Source organism: Pseudomonas sp. PvP089 (assembly GCF_017875165.1).
In the GTDB taxonomy this organism is placed as follows: Bacteria; Pseudomonadota; Gammaproteobacteria; order Pseudomonadales; family Pseudomonadaceae; genus Aquipseudomonas; species Aquipseudomonas fortuita.
Genome location: NZ_JAGGME010000001.1, coordinates 4,533,465 through 4,552,562 on the forward strand (window position 1 = coordinate 4,533,465; position 19,098 = coordinate 4,552,562).

19 protein-coding genes are annotated in these 19,098 nt (G+C 62.5%); 8 read left to right on the forward strand and 11 right to left on the reverse strand.

Annotated elements, in window-relative coordinates:
• Window positions 1–5 precede the first annotated feature (5 nt).
• Window positions 6–1,856 (forward strand): alkaline phosphatase D family protein, encoded by a 1,851-nt coding sequence (locus J3A71_RS20730; RefSeq protein WP_096425813.1) that lies wholly within the window; start codon window positions 6–8, stop codon window positions 1,854–1,856.
• 138 nt (window positions 1,857–1,994) lie between these two features.
• Here J3A71_RS20730 and rssC read toward each other — a convergent pair whose 3' ends face one another.
• Complete coding sequence (gene rssC, locus J3A71_RS20735) at window positions 1,995–2,477, reverse strand: anti-sigma factor antagonist RssC (RefSeq protein WP_013971741.1); 483 nt, start codon at window positions 2,475–2,477, stop codon at window positions 1,995–1,997.
• On the reverse strand, window positions 2,474–3,655 hold the full coding sequence (rssB, locus tag J3A71_RS20740; protein WP_024717336.1) for a two-component system response regulator RssB: 1,182 nt from the start codon (window positions 3,653–3,655) through the stop codon (window positions 2,474–2,476). The genes rssC and rssB overlap by 4 nt, the downstream gene beginning before the upstream one ends.
• A gap of 270 nt (window positions 3,656–3,925) precedes the next feature.
• On the opposite strand from rssB, the gene J3A71_RS20745 reads away from it, so the two are divergent.
• On the forward strand, window positions 3,926–4,225 hold the full coding sequence (locus J3A71_RS20745) for a PilZ domain-containing protein (protein WP_016485664.1): 300 nt from the start codon (window positions 3,926–3,928) through the stop codon (window positions 4,223–4,225).
• Window positions 4,226–4,256: 31 nt separating this feature from the next.
• Here the strand turns inward: J3A71_RS20745 and J3A71_RS20750 are convergent, their stop codons facing one another.
• Window positions 4,257–4,964 (reverse strand): VacJ family lipoprotein, encoded by a 708-nt coding sequence (locus tag J3A71_RS20750; protein ID WP_016485663.1) that lies wholly within the window; start codon window positions 4,962–4,964, stop codon window positions 4,257–4,259.
• 201 nt (window positions 4,965–5,165) lie between these two features.
• Here J3A71_RS20750 and J3A71_RS20755 point away from each other — a divergent pair, with 201 nt between their 5' ends.
• The gene (locus J3A71_RS20755) at window positions 5,166–5,732 is read left to right on the forward strand and encodes a hypothetical protein (protein WP_016485662.1); all 567 of its coding nucleotides are present in this window, start codon (window positions 5,166–5,168) and stop codon (window positions 5,730–5,732) included.
• A 122-nt stretch (window positions 5,733–5,854) separates the two neighbouring features.
• Window positions 5,855–6,118, forward strand: coding sequence for a DUF4404 family protein (locus J3A71_RS20760; protein ID WP_016485661.1), 264 nt, complete (start codon window positions 5,855–5,857; stop codon window positions 6,116–6,118).
• 142 nt (window positions 6,119–6,260) lie between these two features.
• Here J3A71_RS20760 and queF read toward each other — a convergent pair whose 3' ends face one another.
• Window positions 6,261–7,091 carry an NADPH-dependent 7-cyano-7-deazaguanine reductase QueF gene (gene queF, locus J3A71_RS20765; protein WP_016485660.1) on the reverse strand — a complete coding sequence of 277 codons (831 nt, stop codon included), beginning with the start codon at window positions 7,089–7,091 and terminating at the stop codon, window positions 6,261–6,263.
• A 68-nt stretch (window positions 7,092–7,159) separates the two neighbouring features.
• A complete protein-coding gene (locus J3A71_RS20770; protein ID WP_096425811.1) occupies window positions 7,160–7,666 on the reverse strand; it encodes a cupredoxin family protein in 507 nt (168 codons plus the stop codon).
• A 182-nt stretch (window positions 7,667–7,848) separates the two neighbouring features.
• Here J3A71_RS20770 and cinR point away from each other — a divergent pair, with 182 nt between their 5' ends.
• Window positions 7,849–8,529 (forward strand): two-component system response regulator CinR, encoded by a 681-nt coding sequence (gene cinR, locus J3A71_RS20775; RefSeq protein WP_016485658.1) that lies wholly within the window; start codon window positions 7,849–7,851, stop codon window positions 8,527–8,529.
• On the forward strand, window positions 8,526–9,878 hold the full coding sequence (locus tag J3A71_RS20780; RefSeq protein ID WP_016485657.1) for a heavy metal sensor histidine kinase: 1,353 nt from the start codon (window positions 8,526–8,528) through the stop codon (window positions 9,876–9,878). The genes cinR and J3A71_RS20780 overlap by 4 nt, the downstream gene beginning before the upstream one ends.
• 119 nt (window positions 9,879–9,997) lie before the next feature.
• Here the strand turns inward: J3A71_RS20780 and J3A71_RS20785 are convergent, their stop codons facing one another.
• The 3 genes from J3A71_RS20785 to J3A71_RS20795 all read right to left on the reverse strand — a co-directional run bounded on the left by J3A71_RS20785 (window position 9,998) and on the right by J3A71_RS20795 (window position 13,242).
• Window positions 9,998–11,239, reverse strand: coding sequence for a lipoprotein-releasing ABC transporter permease subunit (locus tag J3A71_RS20785; RefSeq protein ID WP_024717337.1), 1,242 nt, complete (start codon window positions 11,237–11,239; stop codon window positions 9,998–10,000).
• Between the two features lie 61 nt (window positions 11,240–11,300).
• A complete protein-coding gene (gene lolD, locus J3A71_RS20790) occupies window positions 11,301–11,984 on the reverse strand; it encodes a lipoprotein-releasing ABC transporter ATP-binding protein LolD (RefSeq protein WP_172901731.1) in 684 nt (227 codons plus the stop codon).
• Between the two features lie 7 nt (window positions 11,985–11,991).
• The gene (locus tag J3A71_RS20795; protein ID WP_016485654.1) at window positions 11,992–13,242 is read right to left on the reverse strand and encodes a lipoprotein-releasing ABC transporter permease subunit; all 1,251 of its coding nucleotides are present in this window, start codon (window positions 13,240–13,242) and stop codon (window positions 11,992–11,994) included.
• A gap of 93 nt (window positions 13,243–13,335) precedes the next feature.
• Between J3A71_RS20795 and J3A71_RS20800 the strand changes: the two genes are divergently transcribed.
• Together J3A71_RS20800 and J3A71_RS20805 are read left to right on the forward strand one after the other, a co-directional pair.
• Window positions 13,336–13,920 (forward strand): PilZ domain-containing protein, encoded by a 585-nt coding sequence (locus J3A71_RS20800; RefSeq protein ID WP_016485653.1) that lies wholly within the window; start codon window positions 13,336–13,338, stop codon window positions 13,918–13,920.
• Between the two features lie 31 nt (window positions 13,921–13,951).
• Window positions 13,952–14,668, forward strand: a complete 717-nt coding sequence (locus tag J3A71_RS20805; protein WP_016485652.1) for a glycerophosphodiester phosphodiesterase — start codon at window positions 13,952–13,954, stop codon at window positions 14,666–14,668.
• A 48-nt stretch (window positions 14,669–14,716) separates the two neighbouring features.
• Here the strand turns inward: J3A71_RS20805 and sthA are convergent, their stop codons facing one another.
• The 3 genes from sthA to J3A71_RS20820 all read right to left on the reverse strand — a co-directional run bounded on the left by sthA (window position 14,717) and on the right by J3A71_RS20820 (window position 18,934).
• Complete coding sequence (sthA, locus tag J3A71_RS20810) at window positions 14,717–16,111, reverse strand: Si-specific NAD(P)(+) transhydrogenase (RefSeq protein ID WP_016485651.1); 1,395 nt, start codon at window positions 16,109–16,111, stop codon at window positions 14,717–14,719.
• Window positions 16,112–16,315: 204 nt separating this feature from the next.
• Window positions 16,316–17,314: an FAD:protein FMN transferase gene (locus J3A71_RS20815; protein ID WP_024717338.1), complete on the reverse strand. Its 999-nt coding sequence runs from the start codon at window positions 17,312–17,314 to the stop codon at window positions 16,316–16,318.
• A 156-nt stretch (window positions 17,315–17,470) separates the two neighbouring features.
• Window positions 17,471–18,934 (reverse strand): glyceraldehyde-3-phosphate dehydrogenase, encoded by a 1,464-nt coding sequence (locus tag J3A71_RS20820; RefSeq protein WP_209953186.1) that lies wholly within the window; start codon window positions 18,932–18,934, stop codon window positions 17,471–17,473.
• Window positions 18,935–19,098 lie beyond the last annotated feature (164 nt).

The window sequence follows — 19,098 nt, forward strand, 5'->3', positions numbered from 1 at the left end:
TGTCGATGACCTCCTCTACCCCCTTGCCCCTCGTACTCGCCGGCCCGGTACTGCGCCGCCTGGAACCCCAGCGCCTGGCCATCTGGCTGGTCGCTACCCAACCGCTGCAACCCGAATTCATCCTCCCGGCAAGCGAGGCCACGGTGGATTGCCAGGTCGTCCCGGTCGGCCAGCACGCCTTCATCCACCTGCTGGATATACACTTCGACAATGCCCTGCCCCGCAACCAGCAGCTCGACTATGACCTGCTGATCAATGGCCAGGGCATCGCTGGATGGGGGCCGCATCTGCTCTACCCCGGCACCCAGCGCCCAAGCCTGGTGCTGCGCGATCGGCTCGACCACTTGCTGCACGGCTCCTGCCGCAAGCCCCACCACCCCGCCATCGATGGCCTGCTGTGCGCCGACCGCTTGCTGCAAGCCTGCAAGCAACCCGAAGATCGCCCGGCCGTGCTACTGATGACCGGCGACCAGGTGTACGCCGACGATGTTGCCGGCCCGATGCTGCGTGCTATCCATTGCCTGATCGAGCGCCTGGGCCTGTTCGACGAGCAACTGGATGGCGCAGTGGTGCCTGATAGCCAGGCGCTGTACCAGCACCCGGCCAGCTACTACCACCGCGCCGACCTGTTGCCGGCGCAGGAAACGAACGACACCCTGCGCGAGCGCTTTTTCGGCGGCAAGCGCAAGCCGATCTTTTCGTCCAGCAATGCCGACAACCACCTGGTGACGTTCGCCGAAGTCATGGCCATGTACCTGCTGGTCTGGTCACCCGTGCCTTGGCAGTGGGTGGACATGGTCATGCCCGACGGGCTCAGCGACCAGCGCCAGGCGCGTTACCGGCAGGAGCTGCCGCTGATTCAGGCGTTTGCCGAGAACCTCGGCCAGGTGGCGCGGGTGATGGCCCACCTGCCCTGTCTGATGATCTTCGACGACCACGACATCACCGATGACTGGAACCTCTCGGCACAATGGGAAGAAACCGCCTACGGCCACCCGTTTTCACGGCGGATCATCGGCAATGCCCTGCTCGGCTACCTGCTGTGCCAAGCCTGGGGCAACGATCCGGACGGCTGCAAGCCACTGGTCAGGCAATGCCAGGCGTCGAACAGCCAAACCCGCGATGAACTGATCGGCGATCTGCTGCGCTTTCAGGGCTGGCAATTCAGCTTGCCAACAAACCCACCCTTGCTGGTGCTGGACACCCGTACCCGGCGCTGGCGCAGCGAAAGCAACCTGGCCAAGCCATCCGGCCTGCTCGACTGGGAAGCGCTTAGCGAACTGCAGCACGCGCTGCTCGACCACCCATCAGCAGTCATCGTCTCGCCTGCGCCGATTTTTGGCGTGAAGCTGATCGAGACCGTGCAGAAGGTGTTCAGCTGGCTGGGGTATCCGCTTTTGGTGGATGCCGAAAACTGGATGGCCCACCGCGGTGCGGCGCAGGTCATCCTCAACATCTTCCGCCACTCGCGTACGCCGGGCCACTACGTGGTGCTGTCCGGGGATGTGCACTACTCGTTTGTCTATGAAGTAATGATCCGCCACCGCCAGCGCAGCCCGCATTTGTGGCAGGTGACCAGCAGCGGAATCAAGAACGAGTTCCCCCGGCGCCTGCTCGACGTGCTCGACCGGCTCAACCGCTGGCTGTATGCGCCACGCTCGCCGCTGAACTGGTTTACCAAGCGTCGGGAGATGGAAGTAGTGCCACGTACGCCGAGCCACAGCAAGGCCGGGGAGCGGTTGTGGAACGGTGCGGGGTTGGGGCAGGTATTCTTTGATGAACAGGGGCGGCCGATGCGGGTGTATCAGCTCGATGCGGGTGGGGGTGAGGCTACCGAGTTTATTGGCGGAAAATAGTCTGCTCGAGAAATTCTGCTGCCTGTGCCGGCCCTTTCGCGGGCTTGCCCGCTCCCACAGGGGCGGTGTACCGCTTGAAAACTACGCAGCACCTGTGGGAGCGGGCAAGCCCGCGAATGGGCCGGCGCAGGTTAACGATCAGGTCCGCTCCAGCGCATTGACCAGGTCATGGAAGGCTTCGCGGTTGGAGTCGTTCAGGCCCATGAGGATCTTGTGCGCCTCCAGTACCTTGGAACGCACCACGTCTTCGTTCTGGTCCTGCGACGGCAGGTCGGTCAGGCACTCAGGGCAAGGAATCGGGCGATCGACAATGTTGAACACCTGATCGAAGCCCATCGACTGCAACAGCCGGGAAATGTCCGGGTTGGTGGTGACCACGGTCGGCAACAGGCCGACCTTCTGCCGCGACAGGATCGACAGCTTGGCCAGCAGGCCCAAGGTAGTGCTGTCGATACTCTCGGTTTCGGTGAGGTCGATGACAATCGCCGAGAAGTTCAACGCAGTGAAAATTTTCTCGATCGTCGCATCCAAGGCCGAACACAGGGTCAGGCGCACTTCACCGACGAACTTCAGTACGAAGGTGCCGCTCTGCTCGGCGAACTGGATTCTACCGGTACTCATTGAAGGTTCCTGCTTAACACCAATAGGGCGATATCATCCGGCATATCCCCAAGCGTAGCTAATCCGAATCGTTGACGCAGCCCATCCAGGCTGCCACCTGCTGCCCTGACGATCTCCGGCAAGGCGGCTTCTTTATCTTTGAGCGTATCACCCGGCAAAAGGTCCAGAATGCCATCGGACATCAGGCTAAGGCTGAACTGCGGTGGCAGCTCAACAACCAGATCCTGATAAGTGGCCTCGTCGAACAGCCCCACCGGCAGGCCCCGGCCTTCCAGGTAACGGGTGTGCGCCGGGGTATGCAGCACTGGCAGCGGCAAATGCCCACCCACGGCGTAGGTCAACAGACCAGACTCTTCGTCGATCACCCCGCCGACCATGGTGACGTGCTTGCCCAGCTTGCTGTTGATCAGGCCGCGGTTGATGTGACTGAGCACTTCGGACGGCTTGAACTCGCGCATTTTGCTGCGCTTGAGCTCAAACATGAGTCGCGTGGTCATGAATTTCAACAGGACGGTGACAAAGGCCGACGACGCGCCATGCCCGGAAACATCAGCGAGGTAGAAGGCGATGCGCCGCTCGTCCACGCGGAAGTAATCGACAAAATCACCCGACAGGTACAACGACGGGATGATCTGGTGCTCGAACGCGAACTCGCCAGCTACCCAGGGGCTTTCCGGCAGCATGTTCATCTGCACCTGGCGACCGGCGGTCTGGTCCTCCTGCAACAGGTGCAGGCTGGCCTCCAGCTCGCGGTTGGCCGCTTCGAGCTTGTCGCGGTAGCGCTGGTTTTCCAGCACCAGACGCGAGCGGTCGAGGGCACGGCGCACCGAATGCTCAAGGACGGCCAGGTCTTCCAGCGGCTTGATCAGGTAGTCGGCGGCGCCCAGGCGCAACGCTTCCACCGCATCGCTCATGACGCCGGCACCAGACACCACGATCACCGGTAACTGCGGCGCACGCTCGCTGACCTGACGGATCAGTTCGAGGCCGCCCATCTGCGGCATGCGCAAATCGCAGATCACAAGGTCGGGCTGGTGTTCTTCGAAGACCTGAAGCCCCTGCTGGCCATTACCGGCCTGGAGGACGCTGAAGCCACTGTCTTCGAGATAGGCGGCGAGGCTCGCACGGACCACGTCGTCATCATCGATAATCAGCAGCGTTGCACTGGTTTTCTGCATGTGGGCGAACGGCGCCGATTTGGGTTGGTGCAGCGGTGTCGGCAAAGCAGACGGCCAGCTACGGGAATTCTTGGTGGTCACACTCTACTTGAGTTGTAGGACAAGAACACCTGCCCGGCAACTGTCAAAGGTACCTTGTAAGGCGCAGACGGTACTCCCATCCGGCAGGCGTTTCAAGCATGCAACGGTCGACCTCGCCGCTCTTTACAGGGCAAATCACCGGGAGTTATAAGAAAGTCGACTAGCGCACCCCAATGGGAAGGATGCAGCATGCCCCACACGCCCTCCAGCCATAGTGAAAAACGCGATTTCATCCGCATGCGCATCGACACTGCGGTGAGCCTGCTGCATGAAGGCCAGGTGATTTCAGCCGTGTGCCTGGACCTGTCCAGCAGCGGCATGCAGGTGCAGGCCCCGCAACGCTTCCAGGTGGGCGATCAGATTGAGGTGCGCATCGATTCCGACCACCCGGCGTTGAAAGGGCTGCACGCCAGCACTGAGGTGGTATGGATTGCCGACCAGCCGGGTGGGCAGCAGAAGTTCGGGTTGCGCGTGCTGGCCATGCATTGAACAGGGGCCGATTGCGGCCCCTGTTCACAGATCAGAAGTCGTCTTCGACTTCGCCATCCTTGACCTTGAACTCGCGGTTCTGCAGGTAGGCGTTACGAATGAAGATGTACTTGTCACCCTGAATCAGCTTCTCGGCGGACAGCAGGTCGGCACGCGTGTCGATCACGTCCAGGGCGAATATCGAATTGCGCGTCGGCACATGGTCGATGTAGCGGTAAGGCTTGGTGTAGCTGTCGGGGTACTTGGCCACGCCATCACGCACCGTGCTTGGCCCCAGCAGCGGGATGACCACGTAAGGGCCGCTCGGCACACCCCAGTAACCCAAGGTCTGCCCGAAGTCCTCGTCATTGCGCTGCAGGCCCATCTTGGTGCCCACATCGAAGAAACCGCCCAGGCCGAAGGTGGTGTTGACGATCAGCCGCGCAGTGTCCACACCCGCCGCATGAGGCTTGAACTGCAGCACGTCGTTGGCCAGGTTGGTCACGTCGCCCAGGTTGCGGAAGATGTTGTGGATGCCATCTTCAAGGAACTGCGGCGTGACAGCCTGATAGCCCTTGGCCAACGGCTTGAGGGCATAGGTGTCGAGGGTATCGTTGAAGCGGAAGATCGGCCGGTTGACCGCTTCCCAGGGATCTTCCTCGGTGGCTGCCTGGGTGGCTGCCACGGGCGCCAGCAGCATGCTGGCGCAGACACAGGCCTGGGTGACTCGTTCGATCACACTGGCACCGATCCTACGCATAGATGTCTCTCCATCGAATTTCTCGGCCGCAAGCGCAACGGGTCGCGCTGCTGGTAAGGCGGCAGTATAGAGGCTTGCGGGCTGATAAACAGCTTTACACATGTTTGTTCAATATTTTGTGAACAACTGTTGCACAAGGGCCGATGTCACAGGGCGGTAACAATCAACGAATAGCCTGCGGACTATTTGGGGGAAGTTGCCATGGACGCTGCACCCGCCTTCACTGCTGTGCTGTTCGGCTTGCGCGGCTGCCTGGTGCAGGCGGCCAATGGTAGCGCCCCCTCGCCCGCCCCCGGCGCCCTGGCTACCCTCGCCAGCCTGCGCCAGCACCAGGTGCCGTGCATCTGGCTGGATGACCTCAGCGCCACCCAAAGCAAGCGCCTGGCACACGTACTGCCCGACTGGCTGCCGGGGCATTCGGTAAACGGCGTACGCTGGCCGGCGCCCAACGCCTGCTGGCAGGCGTTGATGACCCTGGAAAGCGAACGCCTGGACGGCTGCGTACTGGTCAGCGGCAACCCACAACTGCTGCAGTCCGGCCTTAACGCCGGCTTGTGGACAGTTGGCCTGGCCGCCTGCAGCCCATTCTGCGATCGCAGCTCTCGGCAATGGCAAGCCATGACCTCACAGCAACAGGACGCGGCCCGTGGCAAGGCGACGCTGGAACTGTTCGGCCTGGGGGTGCACTCGGTCATCGACCACCTGGAAGCGCTGGATACCTGCCTGCAGGACATCACCCAGCGCCGGCGCAAAGGTGAAAAACCTTGATACAGCACCCTTGATGCGGATCATGCAAAGCAGCTTCAGGTGGATTACGCTGAAGGCAGACCAGAACCTTTGCCGCTTCGCTAAGGTCCATGGTTTGCCAAGCCATTGATGGAGAACTACCCATGCCTGCCCGCGAATTGCAAAAGCGCCTGAACAGCCTGCGCGAGCAACTGGACCGCAACGTACCGCTTTCGGAAGACGAACTGGCTGCGCTGCACGAAGAAGCGCGCCAGATCGAGGCGCAACTGAAACTGGAGGAAGCCACGCCAGACAACAACCTGGTGGATGGCGTGAACCTGGCAATCGAACGCTTCGAGGCTGACCACCCAGACCTTACCGCCACCCTGCGCAGCATTGCCAACTCGCTGCACAGCATGGGTATCTGATACAGCAAGGGCCGCTTCGCGCCCCATTCGCGGGACAAGCCCGCTCCCACAGGCTATTCGCTGCACTTGAGGGCAGTGCGGCACCTGTGGGAGCGGGCTTGCCCCGCGAATGGGCCGAGAAACGGCCCCAGTCCGGTCAGAGTTACTGACGCACCAGACGCACATTCTTCGGGCTGATCGCCCCAGTGCTACGGTACGGGTTGATATCCAGCCCACCCCGGCGCACATACCGCGCATACACCGTCAGGTGCTCGGGCTGCAGCAGGTTCTTCAAGTCCAGATAAATGCGTTCTACGCACTGCTCATGGAAGTCGGCATGCTGGCGGAAGCTGATCAGATAGGTCAGCAGGCTGGCGTGGTCCAGCGCCCTGCCCTTGTACTCGACCACCACGCTGCCCCAGTCCGGCTGGCCGGTAACGGGGCAGTTGGACTTCAGCAGGTGGCTGTGCAAGGTTTCTTCTACCACTCGCTCCGGGGTGCAGCGCAGCAGCTCAGGCTGCGGCTGCTCGTAGTTGCTGATGGCAACGTCCAGCGCATCGATGCACAGCCCAGGCAAGGCCTCCACGCCTTGGCCCTCGACTTCAGCCAAGGTACGTACCTTCACCCCCACCGGCTTGCCGGCCGCGGCAGACAGGTCTTTCTCCAGGCAGGCCTGCAATTCGCCCAGCGAGGCAAACACCGTCTGATTCAGCGAGTTGAGGTACAACTTGAACGACTTGGACTCGATGATGTTCGGCGAATCGGCCGGGATGGCGAACTCGCCGATCGCCACCACCGGTTTGCCCGACGGCAGCAGCCAGCTCAATTCGAAGCAGTTCCAGTAATCCACGCCCTGCCAGGGCAAGGTCTGTGCAGTGACGCCCAGCTCAGCCCACTTGGCGGTACGCGGGATCGGGAAGAGTTGCTCCGGGGAGTAGGTGGCAATGTATTCGCTGGACTTGCCCAGCGGCGAGTGTTCGGCAGCAGGATGCATGGAAACTGACCTAGAGGTTCGAAATTGCCCCTAGTCTACCGGTTTTGCACCCTGCCTTGGAGCGCAAGTCACTCGATGGTCAACGCCCCGACCATGCCAGCCTGATAATGCCCCGGCACGTTGCAGGCGAACTCGATGGGCGCCGACTTGCGGAAGGTCCAGGTCAGCTCGGCGCGCTGGCCTGGCATGACCAGCACCGTGTTGCCGCCACCGTGGCCATGGCCGCCGCCGTGACCCATCATCTGGCCGTGGTCCATGCCTTCGTGGTTCATGGCCTCGGTGAACAGCTTGCCTTGCATGGCGACCATTTCCTTCTGGTGCTCGGCATGCATGGCCTTGTCACCCAGGTTGAATTCATGCGGCAGCTTACCCTCGTTGACCAGCACGAAGCGCACCGTCTCGCCGGCTTTTACCTGCAGGTTTCTGGGCTCGAAGGCGATGTCCTTGAGCACCACGTTGACCGTGCGGGTGGCTTTGTTCGCCGGGGCCGGCTCGCCAAAGGCGAAAGTTTGCGCCTCGCCGGCAAAGGTCGGCAGGCTGGCCAGGGCAAGGACGGCGATGAACAGGCGTTTCATGATGACTCCGGAAATGTACAACAGGATGAGGCCACCTTAGTCACGGGCGACTGGCAGCTACCTGACAGGGAGATTACAACTTTGTCAGCTTGGGCGTGCCTGCGCTTCGTCACGTATCATTTCAGCCACTACATCACCCGCTTCCACAGGGCAGGTACAAACTTTCAGATTATGGACAGTGCATGAAACTGCTGATCGTCGAAGACCAGGCCCGCACCGGCCAGTACCTCAGCCAGGGCTTGAGCGAGGCCGGCTTCGCCACTGAGCTGGCCACCGATGGCGAAACCGGCCAGTTCCTGGCCCTGACCGGCGACCACGACCTGCTGATCCTCGACGTAATGTTGCCTGGACGTGACGGCTGGCAGATCCTCCAGGCCGTGCGCCAGGCCGGCCTGGATACGCCAGTACTGTTCCTCACCGCCCGCGATGCCGTCGAGGACCGCGTGCATGGCCTGGAGCTGGGCGCCGACGACTATCTGGTCAAGCCGTTCGCCTTTTCCGAACTGCTGGCCCGGGTGCGCAGCCTGTTGCGCCGCGGCACCAGCCCCAGCCAGGACACCACCCTGAACCTGGCCGACCTGCGCCTGGACTTGATCCGCCGCCGCGCCGAGCGCGCCGGCCAGCGTATCGACCTGACCGCCAAGGAGTTCGCCCTGCTCGAACTGCTGCTGCGCCGCCAAGGCGAGGTATTGCCAAAATCGCTGATCGCCTCGCAGGTGTGGGACATGAATTTCGACAGCGACACCAACGTGATCGAAGTGGCGATCCGCCGCCTGCGCCTGAAAATCGACGACCCGCACCCCAACAAGCTGATCCACACCGTACGTGGCATGGGCTATGTGCTCGAAGAGCGCACGGAATGATGCGCAGGGTTTCCCTCGGCAGCCGTCTGGCCCTGTTGTTTGCCGCCTGCACCGCCGCCGTTTCGCTGGGCGCCGGCGTGTTGTTCAGCCGGGCCAGCGAGCAGCACTTCGTCGAACTCGACCAGCAACTGCTGGACTCGCGCCTGTCACTGTTCCGTACGCAACTGGCTGGCATCGCCACCCCAACCGAGCTGCAGGCACGCCTGCCCGCCCTGCGCGATGAGCTGAGCCACCAGGCCGATCTGGCCCTGCGCATCAGCGGCAGCGACGGCACCACCTGGTTCGAAAGCCGCACCGGGCTACCGCAGGCACCGCTGCCCGCCGGGCTGGCCACCCTGCATGCACAAGGCACCGACTACCGCAGCCTGGCTGTGCACCTGGCGCAGGGCGCCGTGCAGTCGCCACAACTGGCCCTGTACCTCGACATCACCCACCACCAGCATTTCCTGCAGGGCATGCAACGCCTGATCTGGCTGACGGTCGGCCTTTCAGCGCTGGCCACCGCGCTGCTCGGCGCCTGGGCGGTACGCAGCGGCCTGCGCCCGTTACGGCAGATGGGCCAGGTGGCCGCCAGCGTGTCGGCACGCTCGCTCACCACACGCCTGCCGGTGGCGCAAATGCCCGAAGAGCTGGCCGAACTGGCCACCAGCATGAACGCCATGCTGCAGCGCCTGGACGACGCCTTCCAGCGCCTGTCGGCATTTTCTGCCGACATAGCCCACGAGTTGCGCACGCCGCTGTCCAATCTGCTAACTCATACCCAGGTTACCCTCACCCGCCCACGCAGCCTTGAGGAGTACCGCGAAGCGCTGCATGGCAACCTGGAAGAACTGCAGTGGATGGCGCAAATGATCAACGACATGTTGTTCCTGGCCAAAGCCGATCACGGCTTGCTGGTACCGGGGCAAGCGCCGTTGGCGTTGCATGACGAGGTGGATGCGCTGCTGGAGTACTACGCGCCGCTGGCCGAAGACAACAATGTGCAGATGCTGCGCGAGGGGGAGGCCGTGTTGCACGGTGACCGGCATATGCTGCGCCGGGCGCTGTCCAACCTGCTGGATAACGCCATGCGCTTTACCCCGGCGGGCGGGCAGATAAGGGTGACACTGGCGCCTGGGCCGAGAATCAGCGTGGCCAATACCGGGCCGGCCATCGAGCCAGCTGCTTTACCGCGGTTGTTCGACCGCTTTTACCGTGTGGACCCGGCACGGCGCGAAGGCAGTAGCGAGCATGCTGGGTTGGGCTTGGCGATTACCCGGTCGATCGTGCAGGCCCATGGCGGGGGCATTCGGGCGGAATGTGAAGATGGGTGGACACGGTTCGTGATCGAGTTCAGCCAGGATCGGTGAAAATGGGGCCGCTTCGCGGCCCATCGCCGGCAAGCCGCCCCCACGGGTACGCATCAAGCCGGGAGCCTGCGCGGCACCTGTGGGAGCTGGCTTGCCGGCGATGGGCCCTGGAACCTACCTCAAACCGCCAGGCCAATCGCCGGCTGCACCTGCGACGCCCGATAAGCCGGGTAAATGGTCGCCAGGAAGCTCATCACCAACCCCGCCGTGCAGATCATCACCACATCGCCCCACTGCAATTGCGACGGCAAGCTGCTGACGAAGTACACATCCGAAGTAAAGATGTGTTGCCCGCTCACCCGCTCCAGCCAACCCACGATCTGGCTGACATTGAACGCCGCAATCACGCCCAGCACGCCGCCGATCAGCGTCCCGACAACACCAATCAGGCTGCCCTGGACCATGAACGTGCCCATGATCTGCGCAGGCGTGGCGCCCAAGGTCCGCAGAATGGCAATGTCCGGCCCCTTGTCGTTCACCACCATTACCAAGGTGGCAATGATATTGAAGGCCGCCACGGCGATGATCATCATCAACAGCAGGCCGATCATGGTCTTTTCCATCTTCATGGCGCTGAACAGGCTGCCCTGGGTGTGCGACCAGTCATCGGCGCGGTAGGCGTCACCCAGCCCGGCTGCAATCGCCTTGGACACCTGCGGCGCGGCATACAGGTCATGCAGCTTCAGGCGCACGCCCTGCACCTGGCCCGGTGCCCAACGTTGCATCTCGCCGGCATCGGCGACGTGGATGTAGGCTTGCGAACCATCCAGCTCGGCACCGACCTTGAAGATACCGACCACGGTCAGGCGCTGCATGCGCGGGGTAATGCCACCCGGCTCCTTGCTGATTTCCGGCACGATCAGGGTCAGCTTGTCGCCGGTGTTCAGGCGGAAGCGCCGTGCGGTCAATTCACCAATGACCACACCGAACTCACCCGGCTGCAGGTCCTGCAGGCGGCCCTGGACAATGTGCTGGCCAACGATCGAGACCTTGCCCTCTTCGGCCGGGTCGATACCGCCCACCTGGATCGGCTGCATCGCACCCTTGTACGAGAGCATGCCCTCCATTTCGGTAATCGGCGCAGCCGCCATCACCGCCGGGTTCTGCAAGGCTGCGTCGGCCACCTTGTGCCAGTCGTCCAGCGGCTGCACGCCGAGGATGGCGGCATGCGGTACCAGGCCGAGAATGCGCGAGCTCATTTCGCGCTGGAAGCCGTTCATCACCGACAGCACCACGATCATCGCCAGCACGCCCAGCGACAGGCCGATCATCGAGGTCATCGAGATGAACGAGATGAAGTGGTTGCGCCGCTTGGCTCGGGTGTAGCGCGCGCCGATGAAGATGGGCAAGGGTCTGAACATGTACGAAATCACCCAATGAAAACAGGAAAACGGGGCGGCACCTGCCACCCCGAGCAGTCGATCAGATCGCCACCAGGTGGCCGTCGTCGAGCTTCAATACACGGTCCATCTGCCGCGCCAGGTTGAGGTCATGGGTCACCACCAGGAACGCCGTGCGCGACGAACTGGACAGCTCCTGCATCAGTTCCTGGATGCCTTGTGCGGTATGGTGGTCGAGGTTGCCGGTAGGCTCATCGAGCATCACCAGGCCGGGGCGGTTGACGAGTGCCCGGGCAATCGCCACCCGCTGGCGCTCACCACCAGACAATTCGGCCGGCTTGTGGTTCAGGCGGTGGCCCAGGCCCACCCGCTTGAGCAGCGCCTCGGCACGTTCCCGGGCCTCAGGGATGGGCGTGCGGCCGATCAGCAGCGGCATGCACACGTTCTCGATGGCGGTGAATTCCGGCAACAGGTGGTGGAACTGGTAGACAAAGCCCAGCTCACGGTTGCGCAGCAGGCCACGGGCACGTTCACCCAGGGCCGACAGCTCTTCGCCAGCCAGCCATACGCTGCCTTGTGTGGGCCGATCAAGGCCGCCCAACAGGTTGAGCAAGGTACTCTTGCCCGAACCGGAGCTACCGACAATGGCCACCCGCTCACCGGCATGCAGCTCAAGGTTGAGCCCGGATAGCACCTTCACCGATTCCGGGCCTTCGTCGTAAGACTTGCCCAGGTTGCGGCAACTCAGAACGGCTTTATCACTCATGCGCGACTCACTCATAACGTAGCGCCTCTGCAGGCTGGGTGCGGGCCGCACGCCAGGCCGGGTACAGGGTGGCGAAGAAACTCAGGACCAGCGCCGCACCGCAGACCATGTACACGTCCTGGGACTGGATCTGCGACGGCAGGTAATCGATGAAGTACACGTCGGCGTTCAGGAACTTGTGCCCGATCAGCTTCTCGATGCCGGCGATCGCCGCACTCACGTTCAGCGCAGCAACGATCCCGACCACGGCGCCGATCAGGGTACCGATCACCCCGATCACCGTGCCCTGGACCATGAAGATGAGCATGATCTGGCCGGGCGTGGCGCCCAGGGTGCGCAAGATGGCAATGTCGCCGCGCTTGTCGTTGACCACCATCACCAGGGTAGAAATGATGTTGAACGCCGCCACCGCCACGATCAGCAGCAACAGCAGGCCGATCATGGCCTTTTCCATGCGGATGGCCTGGTACAGGTTGCCGTGGGTGCGGGTCCAGTCACGGCTGTAGAACTCCTGGTCGCCCAGCTGCTGTGCGATGCTCCAGGCCACGCGCGGCGCCTGGAACAGGTCGTCGAACTTCAGGCGCAGGCCCTGCACCTGGTCGGGCTTCCAGCGGTGCAGGCGGGAAAGGTCGCTGATGTTGGTCAGCCCCAGGTAACCGTCGATCTCGCCTGCGCCGACGTGAAAGGTGCCAACCACGGTGAAGCGTTTCATGCGCGGGAACATGCCGGCCGGCGTCACGCTGACCTCGGGGGCCACGAAGGTGAGTTTGTCGCCAATGCCCACCCCCAGCTTGGCCGCAGCCTTGTCGCCGATCATGATGCCCCACTCACCCGGCGCCAGCTGGTCGAGGCGGCCTTGCAGGACAAAGTTGTCGATGATCGACACCTCGCGCTCGCGGGCCGGGTCGATGCCGTTGAGCAGCACCTTCTGCACCTTGCCGTCATGGGTCAGCAGCCCCTGCATCTGGGTGAACGGCGCAACCGCCACCACCTGCGGATTCTGCTTTACTTGTTGGGCAAGGGCCGGCCAGTCGGCAATGGGCTGGCCGCTCTCCAGCGTGGCATGCGGGATCATGCCGAGCACGCGGGTGCGCATCTCGTGGTCGAAGCCGTTCATCACCGACAGCACCACGATCATCACCACCACGCCCAGGGCGAGGCCGATCATCGAGGTCAGGGAAATGAACGAGACGAAGTGGTTACGGCGTTTGGCACGGGTATAACGCGTGCCTATGAATGCGAAAAGAGGTCTGAACATGTCGGGGCTTGTTCGGATGAAAGGGAACGTCCTTGTGGCGAGGCGCCTACGGCGGCTTTACACTCGGACCACCGCCGCTACCTTGGGTTCGCCATGACGACATTAGACGAAGAAGATCGCCGCGAATACTACCGCATCGAAGACCGGATCGCACTTCAAATCAGCCCCCTCAGTGCGGCCGAAGCCCTTGAGCCAGATGTATTGCAAGATGATTCTCCGCTGTTCAACCTGCTGAGCGAGCTGCACCTGTCCGACTTCGAGTCGCAGCACCTGCTGCGTCAGTTGAGCGACAAGGACCGCACACTCGCGGCCTTCCTGCGGGCGCAGAACAAACGCCTCGACCTGCTCAGTGCAGTCGTTGCCCAGACCCTGCTCGGCGAAGTAGGCCAGCCTGTGCCGGTCGTGCTTTCCGAAGGCGGTATCGAATTCGCCCAGGCCACGCAGGTTGCCCCTGGCACCCGGGTGAAAGTGAAGATGGTGCTGATGCCCCGCGCCCACGGTTTGCTGCTGCGCGGCAAGGTCACCCATTGCGACCCGCGCCCCGCGGGCGGCTTCGAGGTCGGTACCGAATTCATCGACATGACCGACGCCCAGCGTCAACTGCTGGCTCGCTATATCCTGCAGCGCCAGCAACAACAGCGGCGCCAGCAGCTGGAACAGAACGATCCCGCCCCATGACCCTGTTTTTCTCTGATTTGAAGGAACGAACGTGACCCTGATCTACGGCCATCGCGGCGCCAAGGGCGAAGCACCCGAGAACACACTGCACAGCTTCCGCCAGTGCCTGTCCCACGGCGTCACCCGCTGCGAACTGGACCTGCACCTGTCGGCCGACAACGAGCTGATGGTGATCCACGACCCCACCCTCAAGCGCACCACTGGCCGACGCGGCAAGGTGGTCGACCACCCGGCCGCCGACTTGATGAAGATCGATGCGCGCAAAGGCGGCCCGGGCCACGTGCAGCCCTGCCCTATACCGAAACTGGAAGAGCTGTTCGAAAAATGCCCGTTCGAGCACTGGCAGCTTGAGGTAAAAAGCGCCTCGCGCACCCGTGCTGCCACCACCGTGTTGGCAATTCGCGAATTGGCCCAGCAGCATGGCCTGCTGGACAAGGTCACCATCACCTCCAGCTCACGCGAAGTGCTGGGCGCCGCCCTGGAGCTGGTGCCAGACGTGAAGCGCGGGCTGGTCGCCGAGTACGCCTGGCTCGACCCGTTGAAGGTGGCGCAGAACTACGGCTGTGAACTGCTGGCATTGAACTGGACACTGTGCACCCCCGAGCGCCTGCTTAAAGCGCAGGGCCAGGGTTTGCACGTATCGGTGTGGACGGTCAACGAGCCGGCACTGATGCGCCGGCTCGCGGACTTTGGCGTGGACAGCCTGATTACAGACTTTCCCGGTTTGGCCAAGACCACCCTCGGGTAGTGTTGAAATCGGTCTCTCCGACCGGCTCAGGCCACCGGTCGGAGCCGCTCAAAAAAGCCGGTTCAGGCCATCGTAGGCAGCTACCCGATAGGCTTCGGCCATGGTCGGGTAGTTGAACGTGGTGTTGACGAAGTACTTCAGGTTGTTCTGCTCACCCGGCTGGTTCATGATCGCCTGGCCGATATGGACGATCTCCGAAGCCTGGTAGCCGAAGCAGTGCACGCCGAGGATTTCCAGGGTTTCACGGTGGAACAGGATCTTCAGCATGCCCTGCGGCTCGCCGGCGATCTGCGCACGCGCCATGCTCTTGAAGAAGGCCTTGCCCACTTCGTATGGCACCTTGGCCTGGGTCAGTTCCTGCTCGTTCTTGCCGATCGAGCTGATTTCCGGAATGGTGTAGATGCCGGTCGGTACGTCATTGACGAAGCGCCAGCTGCCATTGTCGACGATGCTGCCAGCCGCAGAACGCCCCTGGTCATGGGCGGCACTGGCCAGGCTCGGCCAGCCGATCACGTCACCGGCGCCGTAGATGTTCGGCACGGTAGTGCGATAAGCCTCGTCGACCTCGATCTGGCCACGGCTGTTGACCTTGATGCCGATGTTCTCCAGGCCCAGCTTGTCGGTGTTGCCGGTCCGGCCGTTGCACCACAGCAAGGCGTCGGCCTTGATCTTCTTGCCCGACTTCAGGTGCAGGATCACCCCGTTGTCCAGGCCTTCGACACGCTCATACTCTTCGTTGTGGCGCACGGTGATGTTGTTGTTGCTGAAGTGGTAGCTCAGTGCCTGGGAAATTTCCGAATCCAGGAAGCTCAACAGTTGGCCACGGTTATCCACCAGCTCTACCAGCACGCCCAGGCCGCTGAAGATCGACGCGTACTCGCAACCGATCACACCGGCGCCGTACACGATCAGCTTGCGCGGGGTGTGGCTGAGGCTGAGGATGGTGTCGCTGTCGTAGACCCGCGGATGGTGGAAGTCGATGTCGGCCGGGCGGTAAGGGCGCGAGCCGGTGGCGATGATGATGTGCTTGGCGTTGAGCTTTTCAACTACACCGTTCGGGCACACCACTTCAACGGTTTGCTCGTCGGCAAAGCTGCCGGTGCCGACGAACACATCAACACGGTTGCGGGCGTAGTAGCCGGTGCGCGATGCAACTTGCTTGGAAATCACCTTCTCGGCGCTTTTCAGCACGTCCGGAAACGAGAACCAGCGCGGCTCACCGATCGCCCGGAACATCGGGTTGGTGTTGAACTGCATGATCTGCCGCACCGAGTGACGCAGTGCCTTGGACGGGATGGTACCCAGGTGCGTGCAGTTGCCACCGACCTGGCGACGGTCATCGACCATCGCTACCTTGCGCCCTGCTTTGGCGGCGTTCATTGCCGCGCCTTCACCGGCCGGGCCGGAACCCAGCACCACTACGTCGTAGTTGTAGACAGCCATGCGTACTCCTTCAGAACTGGCCCGCAAGCCACGGTCGCTCGCGGGACGCGATCATGCCGCCGGGGCGTCATGAGAAAATTCGGGTGCAGTCTAATCAAGCCTGAACGCCGCGCACATTAACCCTTGGTCGCGTCGTAGGCCAATTTTGCCCGCACTACATTTGGTTCACCCATTCCCTGGCGGCCATCATCCCTGCCTGCGCTTTCAATCGCCTTTCACCGCCCGTTCGAATGCGGGCGTAGCTCGAGAGACGAAGCCACCCTCGGCCCGAGTCACCAATACCGCGGCCAAGCCGTGCGCCACGGCAAAATCCCAGCCACGCTCAGGGCCAAGGATCAGCAGCAGTGTCGAATAGCCGTCGGCCTGCAACGCCGAGGCGTCCAGTACGGTGACTGCAGCCAGGTCGTGCTGCACGGGGCGCCCGAGGCGGGCATCGAAGGTGTGCGAATAACGCCGGCCATTCTCCTCGAAATAGTGCCGATAGTCACCCGAGGTTGAGACTGAAAGCTCATTGACTGCAATGATCTGCCGGGCGATCTGGCGGTCTTCACGGGGCAACTCCAGGGCGATGCGCCAGGGACTGCCATCGGGCTTGCGGCCAACCGCCTTGAGCTCGCCAGTGGCTTCGGCGACAAAACTGGCTATACCCATGGCGCGCAGGCGCGCAGCGATCAAGTCCACGGCATGGCCGGCGGCGATGCTATTGAAGTCGAGCTGCACCGGGGCGTCCTTGCACAGGGCCTGGTCTTCGATATGCAAGTGCCGGTAACCCACACGCTGACGAACCTGGGCCACGGCTTGCGGGTCGGGTACCCGCTCATGGCGGGCCTGGGGGCCGAAACCCCACAGGTCAAGCAAGGGTTCAACGGTGAGGTCAAAGGCACCCTCACTCTGCTCGGCCAGGTGCTGGCCAAGGGCAACCAGTTCAAGCATGTCGGGTGGCAGGGCCAGGCACTGGTTGGCGGGCAACTGGTTGAAACGGCTGACGGTAGAGTCGCCGCGGTAGGTCGAATAGTGCCGGTCGATTTCACCAAGAATGGTTTCGACCGCTGCCTGCACCTGGGCCGGCGCCGGGCCGCCAGGCTCGCGAACGTACTGGATGCTGTAGCTGCTACCCATGGTCGGGCCGCCCAGGCGCTCAAGGGTGGGGCCCTGGTTGCAGGCGGTGAGCAGCAGGAAAATGAACAGTAAGGCTGTGCGCAAGGTTCGGTTCCTGGGTGCTTGGCTTGGGCTTTGGGGTATGGCGCATATCGAGCGCCGCCCGCGCGGCGCTCGATCTCACAGGCACCACACGACCCACGGCAAGCAAAAAAAAGGGGAACCCGAAGGTTCCCGTTTTTTCATTGCCTTACAAGCGAATCAGCGTGGAAACGCTGGCGGGTTCACACCGGCCATGTCTTCCATCACGCGAACCACCTGGCAGCTGTAACCGAATTCGTTGTCGTACCAGACGTACAGGACAACGCGGTTGTCGTTGGCGATGGTGGCTTCAGCGTCAACGACACCGGCGTGGCGCGAGCCAACGAAGTCGGTCGAAACCACTTCCTGCGAGCTGACGTAGTCGATCTGCTTGTGCAGTTCCGAGTGCATGGCGGTCTGGCGCAGGTACTCGTTGATTTCGTCGCGGTTGGTGGCCTTTTCCAGGTTCAGGTTCAGGATGGCCATCGAAACGTTCGGCGTCGGTACGCGAATGGCGTTGCCGGTCAGCTTGCCCTTCAGCACTGGCAGCGCCTTGGCGGCAGCAGTGGCTGCGCCGGTTTCGGTGATGACCATGTTCAGCGGCGCGGCACGACCACGGCGGCTGCCCTTGTGGAAGTTGTCGATCAGGTTCTGGTCGTTGGTGAACGAGTGAACGGTTTCGACGTGGCCGTTGACGATGCCGTACTTGTCGTTGACAGCCTTGAGCACCGGCACGATGGCGTTGGTGGTGCAGGAGGCCGCCGAGATGATCTTGTCATCGGCAGCAATGTCACCGTGGTTGATGCCGTGCACGATGTTCTTCAGCGCGCCCTTGCCAGGTGCGGTGAGGATCACGCGGGCAGCGCCCGGGCAGGCCAGGTGCTGGCCCAGGCCGTCGGCATCACGCCATACCCCGGTGTTGTCGACGATCAACGCGTTTTCGATGCCGTACTGGGTGTAGTCGACTTCGCTCGGGCTCTTGGCGTAGATAACCTGGATCAGGTTGCCGTTGGCAGTGATGGTGTTGTTGGCTTCGTCGATGGTGATGGTGCCGTCGAACGGGCCGTGAACCGAGTCACGACGCAGCAGGCTGGCACGCTTGACCAGGTCGTTCTCGGCGCCTTTGCGCACGACAATGGCGCGCAGGCGCAGGCCGTCGCCACCACCGGTCTTCTCGATCAGGATACGCGCCAGCAGGCGGCCGATGCGGCCGAAGCCGTACAGGACAACGTCGGTGCCTTTGCGCGCCGAAACGTTCTGCTGGCCAACCACGTCGGCCAGTTCTTCACGGACGAACTGCTCGGCAGTACGGCCATTGCCTTCCTGCTTGAATTTGTTGGCCAGCTTGCCCAGGTCGACCGAAGCGGCGCCCAGTTTCAGCTCGCTCATGGCCTTGAGCAGGGGGAATGTCTCGTGGACGGACAGCTCGGTTTCGTCGGCTTGACGATGACGCGCAAAGCGGTGCGCCTTGAGGATCGAGATAACCGAACGGTTGATCAGGCTACGGCCATAAATCGAGCTCACCACGTTGTTGTTGCGGTAGAGCTGACCGATAAGCGGGATCATCGCTTCAGCCAGAGCTTCACGATCAATCCACTCACCAAGACACTGGTCGGGCTTCTGAGTCACGGGAACCTTCCACATGTAGGGACAGAAAAAAGGGGCTACATTATGACGCCCCGACGCGGAACCGGCAATGAGCGCCTGTCGCAGTCACGCAAGCCAGCGTTCACGCCCTTTCGAGCCTGACAGCCGGCACGGTCACCGGTACAATCGGTGTCTTTGCCGCAACGCTTGGAGTGCAATCT